Here is a 14053-nt window from a genome sequence, read left to right as displayed (position 1 = left end):
CATACGTTGAGCGCGCACGTTGCCAAGAACGCCCGAGAGCTGTTGCTCAAGGAATACCGTGGGGCTCTCTCCACATTGTCCAAAGCCATGCCCGGGTTTCCCTTCGGCTCGGTCGTGCCGTATTGCCTCGACGAGCTGGGCCGCCCGCTGATCCTGATCAGCCGTATCGCCCAGCACACCCATAACTTGCAGAAAGACCCCAAGTGCTCGCTGCTGGTGGGTGAGCGCGAGGCCGATGACGTGCAGGCAGTAGGGCGCCTGACCTACCTGGCTGAAGCCGAGAAACTCGAAGATGCCACCGCCATTGAAGCGGCTGCCGAGCGTTATTACCGTTACTTCCCCGATTCGGCCAACTACCACCAGGCTCACGATTTCGACTTCTGGGTACTTAAGCCGGTGCGTCACCGCTATATAGGCGGGTTTGGTGCGATCCACTGGCTCGACCACCTGACACTGGCCAACCCGTTTGCAGGCAAGGCCGAGCGCAGCATGGTCGAGCACATGAACGCCGACCACATCAAGGCCATTGCCCATTACGTCGCGCTGACCGGCTTGCCGACCTTTGAACCCGCGCAACTGGCCGGCATCGACAGCGAAGGCATGCACCTGCGCATTGGCCAGTCGCTGCATTGGTTGCCGTTCGCGACGCCTTGCAACACTCCGACACAAGTACGCGAAGCCCTGGTTTCATTGGCTCACGCTGAGGTCTGGCCGAAAAAAGAGCCTGCCAACGCTTGAATTCACGAAATGGCGACGTCATCTAAGGTGGACTGGCAAGGCATTCTTGCGTTGAGGAACCATTTGATGCGCCCTTTTTTATTGCTCTTTCTGCTGTTCCCGGTGCTGGAGCTGTTCGTATTCGTTCAAGTCAGCAGTGCAATCGGGTTTTTCCCGGCACTGTTATTGATCATTCTCGGCTCGATGCTCGGCGTTCTGGTGCTGCGCGTCGCCGGCTTGGCCACAGCGTTGCGTGCGCGTGAAAGCCTGAACCGCGGCGAGCTGCCCGCTCAAACCATGCTGGAAGGCCTGATGATGGCCCTGGCCGGTGGCCTGTTGATCCTGCCGGGTTTCATCAGCGACGTAGTCGGCCTGGTGATGTTGCTGCCGGTCACTCGCAAGCTGCTGGCCGGCAAGATGCGTCAGCGCGCCGAAGAAGCGGCGATTCGCCAGCGTGCGTTCGCCGATGACCTGCAACCCCGTGGTGGCCCGGCTCCGCGCCCGCCGTTGGGACGCGAGGGCGATGTGATCGAAGGCGAATTCGAACACCGCGACAGCAAATAACCGCTTTATTGGCACGGCACCTTCGGGTGCCGTGTTGCTTTTGTGCGTCGGCAAGCATAAAAAATTTCCGCCGCGGCCCCTTGTAATAAGCTTATGCGCCCTTATGTAACGGTCACCGCAAGGTTTCTGGTGGCGACACCAGACAGACTTCCGCGTCTTGCTTGGCGAGGCGCGACCGGCACAGCCGGAATACAACCCGCCGGTACCGATACCGGCCGATGAAAAACACAATTAGGAGAGATCGACAATGAGCAAGCTTCGTCCTCTGCACGACCGCGTCGTTATCCGTCGCAGCGAAGAAGAAAAGAAAACCGCTGGCGGTATCGTTCTGCCAGGTTCGGCTGCTGAAAAAGCCAACCACGGTGTGATCGTCGCTGCAGGCCCAGGCAAGACTCTGGAAAACGGTGAAGTGCGTGCGCTGGCCGTTAAAGTCGGTGACAAGGTTGTTTTCGGCCCTTACTCCGGCAGCAACACTGTGAAAGTTGACGGCGAAGACCTGCTGGTAATGGCTGAGAACGAAATTCTCGCTGTACTGGAAGGCTGATTTTCCCGCTCATTTTTCCGTTACTCCAAAGAATTTAAGGAATATCGATCATGGCTGCTAAAGAAGTTAAATTCGGCGATTCCGCCCGCAAAAAAATGCTCACCGGTGTCAACGTCCTGGCTGACGCAGTAAAAGCGACCCTGGGCCCTAAAGGCCGTAACGTGATCATCGAGAAGAGCTTCGGTGCTCCGACCATCACCAAGGACGGCGTTTCGGTAGCAAAAGAAATCGAACTGGAAGACCGTTTCGAGAACATGGGCGCGCAGCTGGTCAAAGACGTTGCCTCCCGTGCCAACGATGACGCAGGCGACGGCACCACCACCGCTACCGTTCTGGCTCAAGCTATCGTCAACGAAGGCTACAAAGCCGTCGCTGCCGGCATGAACCCGATGGACCTCAAGCGCGGCATCGACAAGGCGACCATCGCTGTTGTTGCTGAGCTGAAAAACCTGTCCAAGCCATGCGCTGACACCAAGGCTATCGCTCAGGTCGGTACCATCTCCGCCAACTCCGACAGCTCCATCGGCGACATCATTGCCGAAGCCATGGAAAAAGTCGGTAAAGAAGGCGTGATCACCGTTGAAGAAGGCACTGGCCTGGAAAACGAACTGTCGGTTGTAGAAGGCATGCAGTTCGACCGTGGCTACCTCTCCCCGTACTTCGTCAACAAGCCAGAAACCATGGTTGCCGAGCTGGACAGCCCGCTGATCCTGCTGGTCGACAAAAAGATCTCCAACATCCGCGAAATGCTGCCAGTGCTGGAAGCCGTTGCCAAGGCCGGCCGCCCACTGCTGATCGTTTCCGAAGACGTTGAAGGCGAAGCCCTGGCGACGCTGGTTGTGAACAACATGCGTGGCATCGTTAAAGTCGCAGCCGTGAAGGCTCCAGGCTTCGGCGACCGTCGCAAGGCCATGCTGCAGGACATCGCTGTTCTGACTGGCGGTACCGTTATCTCCGAAGAGATCGGCCTGAGCCTGGAAAGCGCCACCCTGGAAAACCTGGGTAGCGCCAAGCGCGTGACCATCTCCAAGGAAAACACCATCATCGTTGACGGTGCTGGCGTAGACCAGGACATCCAGGCTCGCATCACTCAGATCCGTGCCCAGGTTGCCGAAACTTCCTCGGACTACGACCGTGAAAAACTGCAAGAGCGTCTGGCCAAGCTGTCCGGCGGCGTTGCAGTGATCAAGGTTGGCGCTGGTTCCGAAGTTGAAATGAAAGAGAAGAAAGCCCGCGTTGAAGACGCCCTGCACGCAACCCGTGCAGCCGTTGAAGAAGGCGTGGTACCTGGCGGTGGCGTTGCGCTGATCCGTGCTCTGGAAGCTTTGGTTGACCTTAAAGGCGACAACGCTGACCAGAACGTGGGCATCGCTGTACTGCGTCGCGCCGTTGAAGCGCCACTGCGTCAGATCGCTGCCAACTCCGGCGACGAGCCGAGCGTTGTGGTCAACGAAGTCAAGAACGGCAAAGGTAACTACGGTTACAACGCTGCCACTGGCGTCTACGGCGACATGATCGAAATGGGCATCCTGGACCCTACCAAGGTGACCCGTTCGGCATTGCAGGCAGCGGCCTCCATCGGCGGTCTGATCCTGACCACCGAAGCTGCGATCGCTGATGCACCGAAGAAAGAAGGCTCGGCTGGCGGCGGTATGCCAGACATGGGCGGCATGGGTGGCATGGGCGGCATGATGTAAGCCAGCCTTACCCGGCACCTGAAAAACCCCGCCTGCAGTGATGCAGGCGGGGTTTTTTTATGCGCGGTATTTGCCGCAGGCACGCCGGTCAGCGTGTGCTCACCTGCGGGATGACTTCCTTGGGTGCCTTCCAGCTCAGCAATTGTTGCTTGAAGCCGTAGCTCGCGCCTTGGTAGTAGGTGATTGCGCGCTGGATCAACGGGTCGTCACTGCCCACACGCAACTCCTGGCTCTCACCCAGCGCCTGGTCATGGCGACGCAGGCCCTGGCGCGGGCTGAGGATCGCCAGGTCATTGCCGTCAAACAGCCCAAGGTGTTGGTAGTTGCCGATGACGACACGCGGCGGCAGCGGATTGTCCTGCAACAGGTTGCGGCCGAAGAAGGTCGACTCGTAGCTCAGGTTGATCAGGCCCAGCAAGGTGGGCGCCAGGTCGATCTGGCTGGCCAGTTGCGCGGTTTCACGCGCTTCAATCAGCTTGGGTGCATAGATGAACAGTGGGATCTGGTAGTTGGCGACAGGCAGGTCCTCTTTGCCTGCGCTGCCGGCGGTGTGGTCGGCGACAAACACGAAGATCGTGTTATCGAACCAGGGTTTCTGGCGTGCCGCATTGAGGAACTCGCCGATGGCGTGGTCGGTGTATTTCACCGCGCCGTCACGGCCATTGCCGGACTTGATATCAATGCGCCCTTCCGGATAGGTGTAGGGGCGATGATTGGAGGTTGTCATCAGTTGCAGCAAAAAGGGTTGCTGTTTGGCGTAATCGGCGTCGGCCAGCTTCAGGGTTTGCCGGTAGAGGTCTTCGTCGGCCATGCCCCACGCGTTTTTGAACGAGATTTCTGATTCGGCCACGCTGCTCTGGTCCACTACCCGGTAACCGTTGCCACTGAAAAACGCGTTCATATTGTCGAAGTAACCACGCCCGCCGTAGACAAATACGCTGTCGTAGCCGATGGAGCTGAGGTGCTGGCCGAGGCTGGCGAAACCGCTTTCACGCCCGATACGTTTGACAATCGAGCGGCCTGGCGTAGGGGGAATTGCCAGCGTGATCGCCTCCAGGCCACGGTCTGTACGGGTGCCGGTGGCATAAAAGTTACTGAAGTACAGGCTTTGTTTACGCAAGGCGTCCAGATTGGGCGTGAGGTTGCGCCCATCGCCGTTGCTGCCCATGTACTTGGCGCTGAAGCTTTCGATGGTCACCAGCACGATATTGGGTTTGCGCAATGTGCCGGGGTTGGTGATTGCCCGGCGTATGTCCAGCGGGTCAGTGCCGACGAAGCGCGCATTGGGCTCACTGAGTTCAGCGCGCAATTGCCTGGCGACGACGTCGTCAGGCAGGCTTTTGTAGAACTGTGTGTAATCGAGCTCATTATTTCGGAACGCGGCGAAAAACTGATACGGGCCATTGCTGGCCAATTCATTGTTGTAAGCGTTACCGCCCTGGGCGCGTGGGCTGTCCTGGCTGATCAATTGCAGGCTGAGCCCGGCGACGATCAATAAGCCCAAGGCATTCAGCAGGCGGCCACGCATGGGCGGCAGAGGCGCGCGCATCGCCGCGTTGAACGGCTTGCGCAGGGCCAGGCTCAACACAATCGCCAACATCGCCAGCAAACTGAGCAGCTTGCCGATCGGGTAGGACTCCAACAGGTTGTTCAATACCTCATTGGAGTACACCAGGTAATCGACGGCGATAAAGTTGAAACGCACGCCAAACTCATCCCAGAACAGCCACTCCGCAACCGAGGTGAACAGCATCGCGAACAGGCTGACTGTCAGCACGGCCTGCAGGAACCAGCGATGGCCGCGGCGATGCCACAGCGCGGGCGGGCACAGCAGCAAGTACAGGCCCAGCGGCAGGGCGGCGTAGGTGAGAAAGCCCAGGTCGTAGAGCAAGCCGACGCCAAACACCGGCAGCAGGTTGCCACCGACTTCGTCCAGGTGCGTGAAGAGCAGCACACTGCGGGTGATCAGGAAAATAACCAGCCAGGTGCCGGTGACGAGCGGCAGAAAGCGCATAGGCGCTGTTTTGAGAAACCCCATGTCTATGTTCCTTATATCGATGGGCGGTGATCTTCGGCCTGACACTGTAGTCAGTTTGTGAAGCTATAGTGAAAAACTTGTTGGTTTATCTTATTGGTTGAAAACCTTTATCGACACGGCTCTGAGGTCTATCCCTGAGCCACACTTGGCCTTAAGCTGCGCGAGCCAACACGGCCGTTACCGCGTACGGAGACACTGCCCATGCGAATTTTATTGGTTGAAGACAACCGCGATATTCTGGCCAACCTGGCCGATTACCTGGGGCTAAAGGGCTACACCGTGGACTGTGCGCAGGACGGTTTGTCGGGCCTGCACCTGGCCGCTACCGAGCATTACGACTTGATCGTGCTCGACATCATGCTGCCTGGCATCGATGGCTACACCTTGTGCAAACGCCTGCGTGAAGACGCCCGTCGCGACACGCCGGTGATCATGCTCACCGCCCGCGACCAGTTGGATGACCGGCTGCAGGGCTTCAAGTCCGGCGCCGATGATTACTTGCTCAAGCCGTTCGCCCTGTCGGAGTTGGCCGCCCGCATTGAAGCCGTGCTGCGCCGTGCCCAGGGTGGCGGCCGCCGCGCCCTGCAAGTCGGCGACTTGAACTACGACCTCGATACCCTGGAAGTCACCCGCGAGGGGCGCCTGCTCAAACTCAACCCCGTGGGCCTGAAGTTGCTCGCGGTGTTGATGCAAAAAAGCCCGCATGTGCTGCGTCGCGAAATTCTCGAGGAAGCCTTGTGGGGCGATGACTGCCCGGACAGCGACAGCCTGCGCAGCCACGTCCACCAATTGCGCCAAGTGATCGATAAACCCTTCGCCAAGCCGCTGCTGCAAACCGTGCACGGTGTGGGTTATCGCCTGGCCGAGGGTCGTGATGGAGTTTAAGCAAAGCCTTGCCCAGCGGATCATCATCGCCTTTGCCTTGATGAGTGCGTTGGTGGCAGGGGCGTTCGCCATGGGCATCGTTGCCACCGTGCACCTGGTAGAAGAAAAACTGATTTCGGCGGGCTTGGGCGGCGACCTGCAACGGCTGTTGTTGATGGACAGCGTCGAGGACTGGAGCCACCGGCCGGAGCCCGATCAGCTGTTCTATTTCAGTGGCGGGCGCGGGGATTTCGAGCTGCCCAAGGATTTGCGGCACCTGGAACCCGGCTTTCATGAGGTGTTCCGCGAGGCGCTGTCGTACCACGCCATGGTCGAAGTGGTGGATGGCCGTCGGTATGTCCTGCTGCAGGACCAGAGCGACTTCGAGGAGCGCGAGCGGGTTTTATTTGCCGTGGTGCTGGTGGGCTTCGTGCTCAGCCTGGCGCTGGCGGTGTTCCTCGGTTGGGTGTTGGCGCGCAAAGTGATGGCGCCGGTGGTGCGGCTCGCTCGCCAGGTGCGTCATCGCGACCAGTTGCTGGGTCTGGCGCCACCGCTGGCACCCGACTATGCGGCGGATGAAGTCGGCGAACTGGCCGTGGCCTTCGATGCCACGCTGGGGCGTCTGCGTCAGGCGTTATCACGCGAGCAGTTGTTTACCAGTGACGTCAGCCATGAATTGCGCACGCCTTTGATGGTGCTGGCCAGTTCCTGCGAACTGCTGCTGGAAAACCCGGCGATCGATCAACGCGGCCGCAATCAGGTTGAGCGCATCGCGCGTGCCTGCGAAGAAATGCGCGAGCTGGTGCAGACCTTCCTGATGCTGGCCCGTGCCGAACACGATGAAGCAGCCATGTCGCCGCAGGTAACGCTGCCGCAGGTGGCGGACGATTTGCTCGGCATCTGGCGCGAGCCGATCGAGCGCAAAGGCCTGGCGTTGATCTACCAGCCAGGTAACCCTTCGGACGCGCGCTACAACACCACTTTTCTCCACGCCGTTATGGGCAACCTGTTGCGCAATGCCCTGCATTACACCGAGCAGGGCTTCATCCGCCTGACCCTTGAACCCAGCGGTTTTGTGGTGGAGGACACCGGTGTAGGGATTCCCGAAGACAAGCGTGAGGCGATGTTCGAGCCGTTCGTGCGTGGCAGCGAAAAGCGTGGCGAAGGGCTTGGCCTGGGTTTGTCGCTGGTGCAGCGTATCTGTGAGAACCAGGGGTGGACGGTCAGCCTCAGCACGATGGAACCCAACGGCTGTCGTTTTCACGTGCAGTTGAGTCAGGTCAATCCCTGACACTTGCCCCTGCCGTTATCCTGCCAGACATCCCCGTAAATCGGCGAAGATGGCCCCATGCTATTGCTTGTATCTGTAAAGTCTTGAAATGTATGAGATTGGACAGGACAAGTTTTTCACAACGGGTTGACCTGTTGATCACAGTTCGCTGCATAAGGTTGTAGGCATCAGTTACCGGAGATCCGTTGATGTCTACCCCGATCAAGCTCGATTTTTCTGAAAAGTACGACGATCAGCACGCGCAAAATTATTTGCTCAAGCATCAGGACAATCTGGCTCGCCGGTTGTCCCACAAGCGCGACGAGCAATTGGCGCGGGGTGCGCTGGCCATGGCCGGCGAACCTGGCCTGGTGTTGGACCTGCCGTGCGGCGCCGGGCGCTTCTGGCCGCTGTTGGCTGAGAAACCCAACCGTGTGATTATCGGGGCCGATAATTCAGCGTCGATGCTCAAGGTCGCGACCGTTGCTCAGCCAGCGGACGTGGTGAAACGGGTACGACCCTTGCAGACGTCTGCCTTTGATATCGATTTACCGGATAACTCGGTCGACAGTATTTTCTGCATGCGCTTGCTGCACCACATTGGTGATCCGGCGCACAGGATGACAATACTGCGAGAATTTCAGCGGGTTACCCGCGACAGCGTGATTATTTCGCTGTGGGTGGATGGCAATTTCAAGGCCTGGAAACGCAAACGCGCCGAAGTGAAACGTCGCAACAAAGGTGAGCAAGAAGGTTACCAAAACCGGTTTGTGTTACCGGCTGCTACTGTCGAGGCAGAGTTTGAGCAGGCCGGTTTCCGTGTTCAGGAATCCCTGGACTTCATACCGCTCTACGCCATGTGGCGAGTATATGTATTGCGTAAGAGGTAACAGGATGGCAGTTGAGTGCGTAGTAGGCAGTCATGTAGCTCCCGAGGAACGATTCGATTTTTTCTGGCGCCTGCAGGGCGAGTGGGTTGAAGAACCCAATCGCCGACGTGGCGGTGAAAGTGGTGTGCAACGCGTGATGAGCCCCAACGGCCGCTTGCTTTACAGCAAACGCCAGACCGGTCACATCTATCGCAGCTGGCTTCACCCGTTTGGGCGCCCGACCGTACTGCGTGAGCGTGATGCCCTAAGGGGTTTGCGTTCATTGAATGTACGCGTGCCGGAGCTGGTGTTCTGCGAGGCACGTCGCGACCCTGAACATCAATGGAAAGCGTTGTTGGTGACTGCGTCGCTCGACGGTTTCGACGAAATCGAAAACTGGTACGCCGCCGGTGGTCGTGAGCAATACGGTGAGGCGGTGCATGAGCGCTTGCTCAAGGAATTGGCGGGCACCCTGGCACGTATGCACAAAGGCCGCTGGCAGCATGGCTGCCTGTACATCAAGCACGTGTTCGTACGCGTAACCGGCGAAGGCGACTCGGCCAAAGTCGAAGTGGCGTTGCTGGATTTTGAAAAATGCCGGCAGCGTTTGACCGCTTACCGGGCGGCGTCCCATGACATGCTGCAACTGCGGCGCCATTCGTCGTGGAACGATACCGACTGGAAAAAACTCAGCTACTTTTACGAGACGGCGTTTGGCAGCGCTATCAAGGGTTTAACCAGATGAAGCTAGAAATAGCACGAGGTTTGTTCCTGGTCGGCGCGTTGGGCATTTCAGCCCTGGCGCTGGCTGCGTGGGAGCTGCCTCGGACACAAGTGCTCAGTGCGGTGCAAGGGGGCGGGCAATGTCCGTTACCGCGCATCGCCAAGGCGAATGTGGCGGTCAAGCCTGATCATGAGTTGTTGTTGTTCATGTTCGGGATGTCTCAGGGCATGAGGCCGCAGAGCTGAATAAAGCGTTGAACAGATTCAAACCCCCGAGAAAGGGCCTTGCGATGCGAGGTCCTTTTTTTTGGCTGTTGATTTGGGGCCCGGCACCTGTCCGTTACGCAGTCACGGACAGGTGCCGATTTCAAATCACGTGCAGATGGTTATCCCAAAACCCGGACGGCAGCTCCAACGGCTTAGCCACCAACTGCTTTTGGCGGCAGTCGTAGAAGCGGCAGCGTCCCTGGCCTGAAGTCACCACAAACCCGTCCGCTACCGCACCCACGCCGGCGCAGTCGGGCAAAGGCCCATCCAGGCGCAGTTCGCCGCTGTCCATGTCCCAGATAAAAAAGCGATTGCCCCGTGGCGCCGTCAGCGCGACCAGGCGTAACTCACTGTGCACTGCGACGCTGGCGGTGTAATGCCCCATCGCCTGCAGCTGCTCATCCGCCACCGGGAACGCCACAAACGGCTGCCCCGGTCGCTTGATCGCCAGCAACTCGGACCGTTCCTGAGACGGCCCCATGAACTGCTGCCCCGTGAGAATTGTGCCGTCGCTGGCAATCCCCATATGACGCACGCTGTTCATCTGCTGGGCCAGGGTTTCCTTGCTGATCAACCGGCCATCGCGATGCATCAATACCAGGCTCGGTTCCATCGCATTGAGGTTCATCTCAACCCGGCTTTCAGCCTCGGTGCGAATCCCGCCGTTGGCCACCACCAGGGTTTCTCCGTCGGGCATCCACGAGACCTGGTGCGGCCCGATACCGTGGGTGGACATCTCGCCGCTGTGCACCAGCCGTTCGCCTTCGAACTTATACACACCCAGCAAGCCACGGCCCGGGTCGGACGTGTCGTTCTCGGTGGCATACAACCAGTCGCCGCTCTTGTGGATCACCGCATGCCCATAGAAATGGCGATTGGCATTCGACGTGATGGTCTGCAGCAGCGCGCCATCACGCAGGTTGATCAGGTAACTCTCAGTGCCCGGGCGACGGGCCACAAACAACGCAATTGGCAACGTCGGGTGGTTGATGATGTCGTGGCAACGCTGGCCAACCTGGGTGGCAAACACCTGCTTGCCGTCCAGGTGATAACCCACGGCGTAGTGCTTGCCGTCCGCATCATCCCGTGCGGACAGCAGCAGTGGGCTATTCGAGCCCTTCTGCTTGAACAGCGTCCAACCGCCCAACGTGAGTGCGCTGAGCAGCACGCTGCCCACCGCCAAAGCCTGTCGCCTGAGCATCATCAGTCACCGTCGTTGGCGTTAAAGCCCAGTTGGATGCCCAGCGCTTTGGCCAGCTCACCTTCGTGCAGGCGGTGGACCACGTTGAGGCTGTCGTAAATGTCGTTGAGCTGCTGGCGGCCGGCGTCGTCGGCCAACATTTCATTGAGCGTGCGCTGATTGCTGGCGAACAGCTTCAAAGACGCGGCGTAGGCGGCGTCGATCTTGTCGGCCAACGGCTTCTGCTCCGACGGCAACAAGCCACGCAGGCCTTTGTTGTCGACGCCGGCCCACACGGTCTGGGCCGCAGCCAGGCTGGCTTCCAGGCTTTGCAGGGACGACTGGCTGCGCCACGCATCGGCCTGGAACGGTTGCGGGATGCCCTTGGTCTGGCGACCCATCGGCGTGCCGAGTTTTTTCTTCAGCGTGTCCAGCGCAGTGACTTGCACGCGCAGCAGGTCAGCGATGGCTTCGTGGGAATCGGCGTAGCGCTGGTTGGGGAACTTGGTCATCTGCGCGAGCATGCCGTCGGTGCTGTTCCAGCTTGCCAGGATCTCTTCAGCCAAGGCTTTCTGGCGCTCGCCGATGGCGACCAGCAGCGGGCAGTAACGGGCTTTCTGGGCTTCGTCGGCGACGTCGGTCTTGGCGTCGTAGAGGATGTATTCGTAGGCCGACAGGCCTTGTACCACCACGCTGGACTTGGCCAGGGCGGCGCCGTCGATCTGCGGCTGGGCGGTGACCAGTTGTTCGACTTGGCGGCCGACCAGGTTTTTCTTGTCCGGCCAGAACTGCACTTGCCACGAACGGTTGCCCTCGGCCAGCGGGCCGATCAGCAGCGGTTGCAGCTCGGCCCAGGCTTTTTGCGCGTGGAGGAAGTCGGCGCGGGCGGTCTCCAGGCTTTCTTTGCCCTGGCAGTAGGCGAGGGCGCTGACGGCCAGTTGGCGGTCGGCTTCAACCCAACGGCTGTAGGTCGGCAGGATCACTTGCTTGGCGATGGCCGCCGAGGTCACCGCTTGCGGGTCCTGCGGCGAGCAGGCGCCGAGGGCGAGGGCGGCCAGGCTTGTGAACAACAACTTGGGACGAAACATGTCGAGCTCCCTTCTGTAAGTGCGGCAAAGCTTATAAAGAATTCAGGAACGCCAGCAACGCGGCACGCTGCTCGGCATTAAAGGACAGCACATGCTGCTGCGCCGCGTGTGCTTCACCGCCATGCCACAGCACGGCTTCGAGCAGATTGCGGGCGCGGCCATCATGTAAAAACTGGGTGTGGCCACTGACGGTCTGTGTCAGGCCAATGCCCCACAACGGCGGCGTGCGCCAGTCGCGGCCACCGGCCTTGAATTCGCTGCGGTTGTCGGCAAGGCCTTCGCCCATGTCGTGCAACAGCAGGTCGCTGTAGGGGCGAATCACTTGGTTGGCCAGTTCGGGTTCCGCGGCGCCTGCGGCCGTGGTGAACGTGGGTTTGTGGCAGCCCTGGCAACCGGCCTGGTAGAACAGGTTTTTGCCGGCCAGCACCTGCGGCGTGTTGACGCCACGGCGCACCGGCACGGCGAGGTTGCGGGTGTAGAACAACACCAGGCGCAGGATGTTATCGCTGACTTCCGGCTCGCCATCGGGACCATTGCCGTTGGGGGCCTGTTTGCAGGCGACTTGGGCGTCGGTGCAGTCATCAAAGGGTCTCAGGGACGTGGTGAGGCCCATATCACCAGAAAACGCGTGAACATTTTGTTGATTGAGGTTGGGTTGCCCGGCTTTCCAGCCAAAGCGCCCGAGCACGGTTTTCTGCTGGGCGTCATCCCAGACCCAATTGGCGCGGCCGACGAGGGCTTCTTTGTCGGCCGTTTTCGGGTCGGTGTTGCGCAACACATCGGCGTCGCTGATGGCTTCGAGCAAGCCCAGGCCGATCATGGGCGGGGCGACGCGCGCCGAGAAAAGTGTATCCGGATGCATCGGGCCGTAGCCGAGCTGGGTGATGTGCAGGTCGGGCTTGCGCAGCTCGACCACGGTGCCGTCCTTGAACGTCACGTTGACCGGTGTGTAATCCACGCGCACCTTGCCTTCCGGCGCCACGCCCGGCACGGCCATGTCCTGCAATTGCCCGCCGTAGACCGGCTCGGGCACTACGCCGAGCTGCTCGATGATTTTGGCGTAGGGCGCCGGCTCTGTCATAGGCACGGGAATCGACAGGCGCACCAGCATCGACACCGCATTGGGCGCGTCGGGCAGTGGTGGGTGACCCCGGCCGTCCTTGATGTGGCAGTTCTGGCAGGCGTTGGTATTGAACAGCGGGCCCAGGCCGTCTCGCGCGGTGGTGGTGGACGGCGCGATCACCCACGGGCTGCGAAAGAAGCTGTTGCCGACGCTGAAGTCCAGGCGGCGGGTCGGTGCCAGGTTGGCCGAGGGCAGGGAAAAGGCGTTCTGGTCGCGCTTGTTCACCGTCGTCGCGCCGCCGGCTCGCGCTTCACCAGGTTCGGCTTTGGTGAAACGTGGGGCGTCATCGCAGGCGGTCAGGCTCAAGGCCATCAACGCTGCGGACAGGCGAAAAAGCGAACGGAACATCAAGTTTCCTGAAGCAATGGCCAAAATTAGGCCGCAAAGTCTAACAGGGCGGGGCTCAATGAATAAGAGCAATTATCGTTTGGTCGAATCCGATTCATTCCCGCTAGAATGGCCGCACATTTTTCTCTGGAGGTGGCCAATGCAGGCTCTCGACGCTTTGCTCAACCGTGTTTCCGTGCCGCGTTTGCTGGAACCGGCACCGACCCAGGAGCAGCGCGATGTGCTGTTCGCCGCCGCCATGCGTGCGCCGGACCACGGTCAGTTGCGCCCATGGCGTTTTCTCACCGTCGAAGGCGCGGCCCGCGAGCAGATGGGCACGCTGTTGGCCGAAGCGGCGCGCCTGCAAGACGCCGACGCGCCGCAAGCCGCCATCGATAAAGCCCAGAACGGCCCACTGCGCGCGCCGTTGGTGGTGGTGGTGATTGCCCGCCTGCAAGAACACTTCAAGGTGCCGAAATCCGAGCAACTGCTGGCGGCTGCGTGTGCGGCCCACGGTATTCTGCTGGCGGCTTATGCACAGGGCATTGGTGCCGTGTGGCGCACCGGCGAATTGTCTTACTCGCCTCACGTCGCCAAAGGCCTGGGGCTGACGGCGGATGAGGAAGTGATTGGCTTCCTTTATCTGGGCACGCCGCAGAACCCGCCGCGTGTTGCGCCGAAGGAAGATGTGGCGGCGTTTGTTCAGGCGTGGACTGGCCTTTAAACCTCTGCAGTTCTGCTCTTTGTGGGAGCTGGCTTGCCTGCGATAGCGGTGTGTCAGC

The 14053-nt window shown here is 60.0% G+C and carries 14 protein-coding genes; 10 read left to right on the top strand and 4 right to left on the bottom strand.

Going from position 1 to position 14053, the window contains the following annotated elements; translation table 11 throughout:
* Positions 1–6 precede the first annotated feature (6 nt).
* The 4 genes from ABWL43_RS23610 to groL all read left to right on the top strand — a co-directional run bounded on the left by ABWL43_RS23610 (position 7) and on the right by groL (position 3522).
* Positions 7–738 carry a HugZ family protein gene (locus tag ABWL43_RS23610; RefSeq protein ID WP_404484704.1) on the top strand — a complete coding sequence of 244 codons (732 nt, stop codon included), beginning with the start codon at positions 7–9 and terminating at the stop codon, positions 736–738.
* Between the two features lie 66 nt (positions 739–804).
* Complete coding sequence (locus ABWL43_RS23605; protein WP_145165446.1) at positions 805–1281, top strand: FxsA family protein; 477 nt, start codon at positions 805–807, stop codon at positions 1279–1281.
* Between the two features lie 247 nt (positions 1282–1528).
* On the top strand, positions 1529–1825 hold the full coding sequence (groES, locus tag ABWL43_RS23600) for a co-chaperone GroES (RefSeq protein WP_017846112.1): 297 nt from the start codon (positions 1529–1531) through the stop codon (positions 1823–1825).
* 50 nt (positions 1826–1875) lie between these two features.
* Positions 1876–3522, top strand: coding sequence for a chaperonin GroEL (groL, locus tag ABWL43_RS23595; RefSeq protein ID WP_106578329.1), 1647 nt, complete (start codon positions 1876–1878; stop codon positions 3520–3522).
* An 88-nt stretch (positions 3523–3610) separates the two neighbouring features.
* Here groL and ABWL43_RS23590 read toward each other — a convergent pair whose 3' ends face one another.
* A complete protein-coding gene (locus ABWL43_RS23590; RefSeq protein ID WP_404484700.1) occupies positions 3611–5560 on the bottom strand; it encodes an LTA synthase family protein in 1950 nt (649 codons plus the stop codon).
* 201 nt (positions 5561–5761) lie between these two features.
* Between ABWL43_RS23590 and colR the strand changes: the two genes are divergently transcribed.
* From colR to ABWL43_RS23565, 5 genes are all read left to right on the top strand, one after another.
* Positions 5762–6445: a two-component system response regulator ColR gene (gene colR / locus ABWL43_RS23585; protein ID WP_003208587.1), complete on the top strand. Its 684-nt coding sequence runs from the start codon at positions 5762–5764 to the stop codon at positions 6443–6445.
* Positions 6435–7715, top strand: coding sequence for a sensor histidine kinase (locus ABWL43_RS23580; RefSeq protein ID WP_404484697.1), 1281 nt, complete (start codon positions 6435–6437; stop codon positions 7713–7715). Before colR ends, ABWL43_RS23580 begins: the two co-directional genes overlap by 11 nt.
* 188 nt (positions 7716–7903) lie before the next feature.
* Complete coding sequence (locus ABWL43_RS23575; protein WP_145165440.1) at positions 7904–8584, top strand: class I SAM-dependent methyltransferase; 681 nt, start codon at positions 7904–7906, stop codon at positions 8582–8584.
* Between the two features lie 4 nt (positions 8585–8588).
* Entirely contained in the window at positions 8589–9308 is a 720-nt protein-coding gene (locus ABWL43_RS23570) for a lipopolysaccharide kinase InaA family protein (RefSeq protein WP_119736897.1), read from the top strand.
* Complete coding sequence (locus ABWL43_RS23565; protein ID WP_145165438.1) at positions 9305–9532, top strand: hypothetical protein; 228 nt, start codon at positions 9305–9307, stop codon at positions 9530–9532. Before ABWL43_RS23570 ends, ABWL43_RS23565 begins: the two co-directional genes overlap by 4 nt.
* Before the next feature lie 121 nt (positions 9533–9653).
* On the opposite strand, the gene ABWL43_RS23560 is transcribed toward ABWL43_RS23565, so the two are convergent.
* Genes ABWL43_RS23560 through ABWL43_RS23550 form a run of 3 tightly spaced genes read right to left on the bottom strand, consistent with a single transcriptional unit; the run spans position 9654 to position 13292 of the window.
* Positions 9654–10754, bottom strand: coding sequence for a DUF1513 domain-containing protein (locus ABWL43_RS23560; RefSeq protein WP_404488483.1), 1101 nt, complete (start codon positions 10752–10754; stop codon positions 9654–9656).
* Between the two features lie 2 nt (positions 10755–10756).
* Positions 10757–11821: an imelysin family protein gene (locus ABWL43_RS23555; protein WP_145165436.1), complete on the bottom strand. Its 1065-nt coding sequence runs from the start codon at positions 11819–11821 to the stop codon at positions 10757–10759.
* 31 nt (positions 11822–11852) lie between these two features.
* Positions 11853–13292 (bottom strand): di-heme oxidoredictase family protein, encoded by a 1440-nt coding sequence (locus ABWL43_RS23550; RefSeq protein ID WP_404484692.1) that lies wholly within the window; start codon positions 13290–13292, stop codon positions 11853–11855.
* A gap of 139 nt (positions 13293–13431) precedes the next feature.
* On the opposite strand from ABWL43_RS23550, the gene ABWL43_RS23545 reads away from it, so the two are divergent.
* Positions 13432–13995 (top strand): NAD(P)H nitroreductase, encoded by a 564-nt coding sequence (locus tag ABWL43_RS23545; RefSeq protein WP_145165432.1) that lies wholly within the window; start codon positions 13432–13434, stop codon positions 13993–13995.
* The last annotated feature ends 58 nt before the right edge of the window (positions 13996–14053 follow it).

Origin of the sequence: Pseudomonas sp. HT11, assembly GCF_044875395.1 — a bacterium.
Classification (GTDB): domain Bacteria; phylum Pseudomonadota; class Gammaproteobacteria; order Pseudomonadales; family Pseudomonadaceae; genus Aquipseudomonas.
This window is presented reverse-complemented; position numbering and strand designations above follow the sequence as displayed.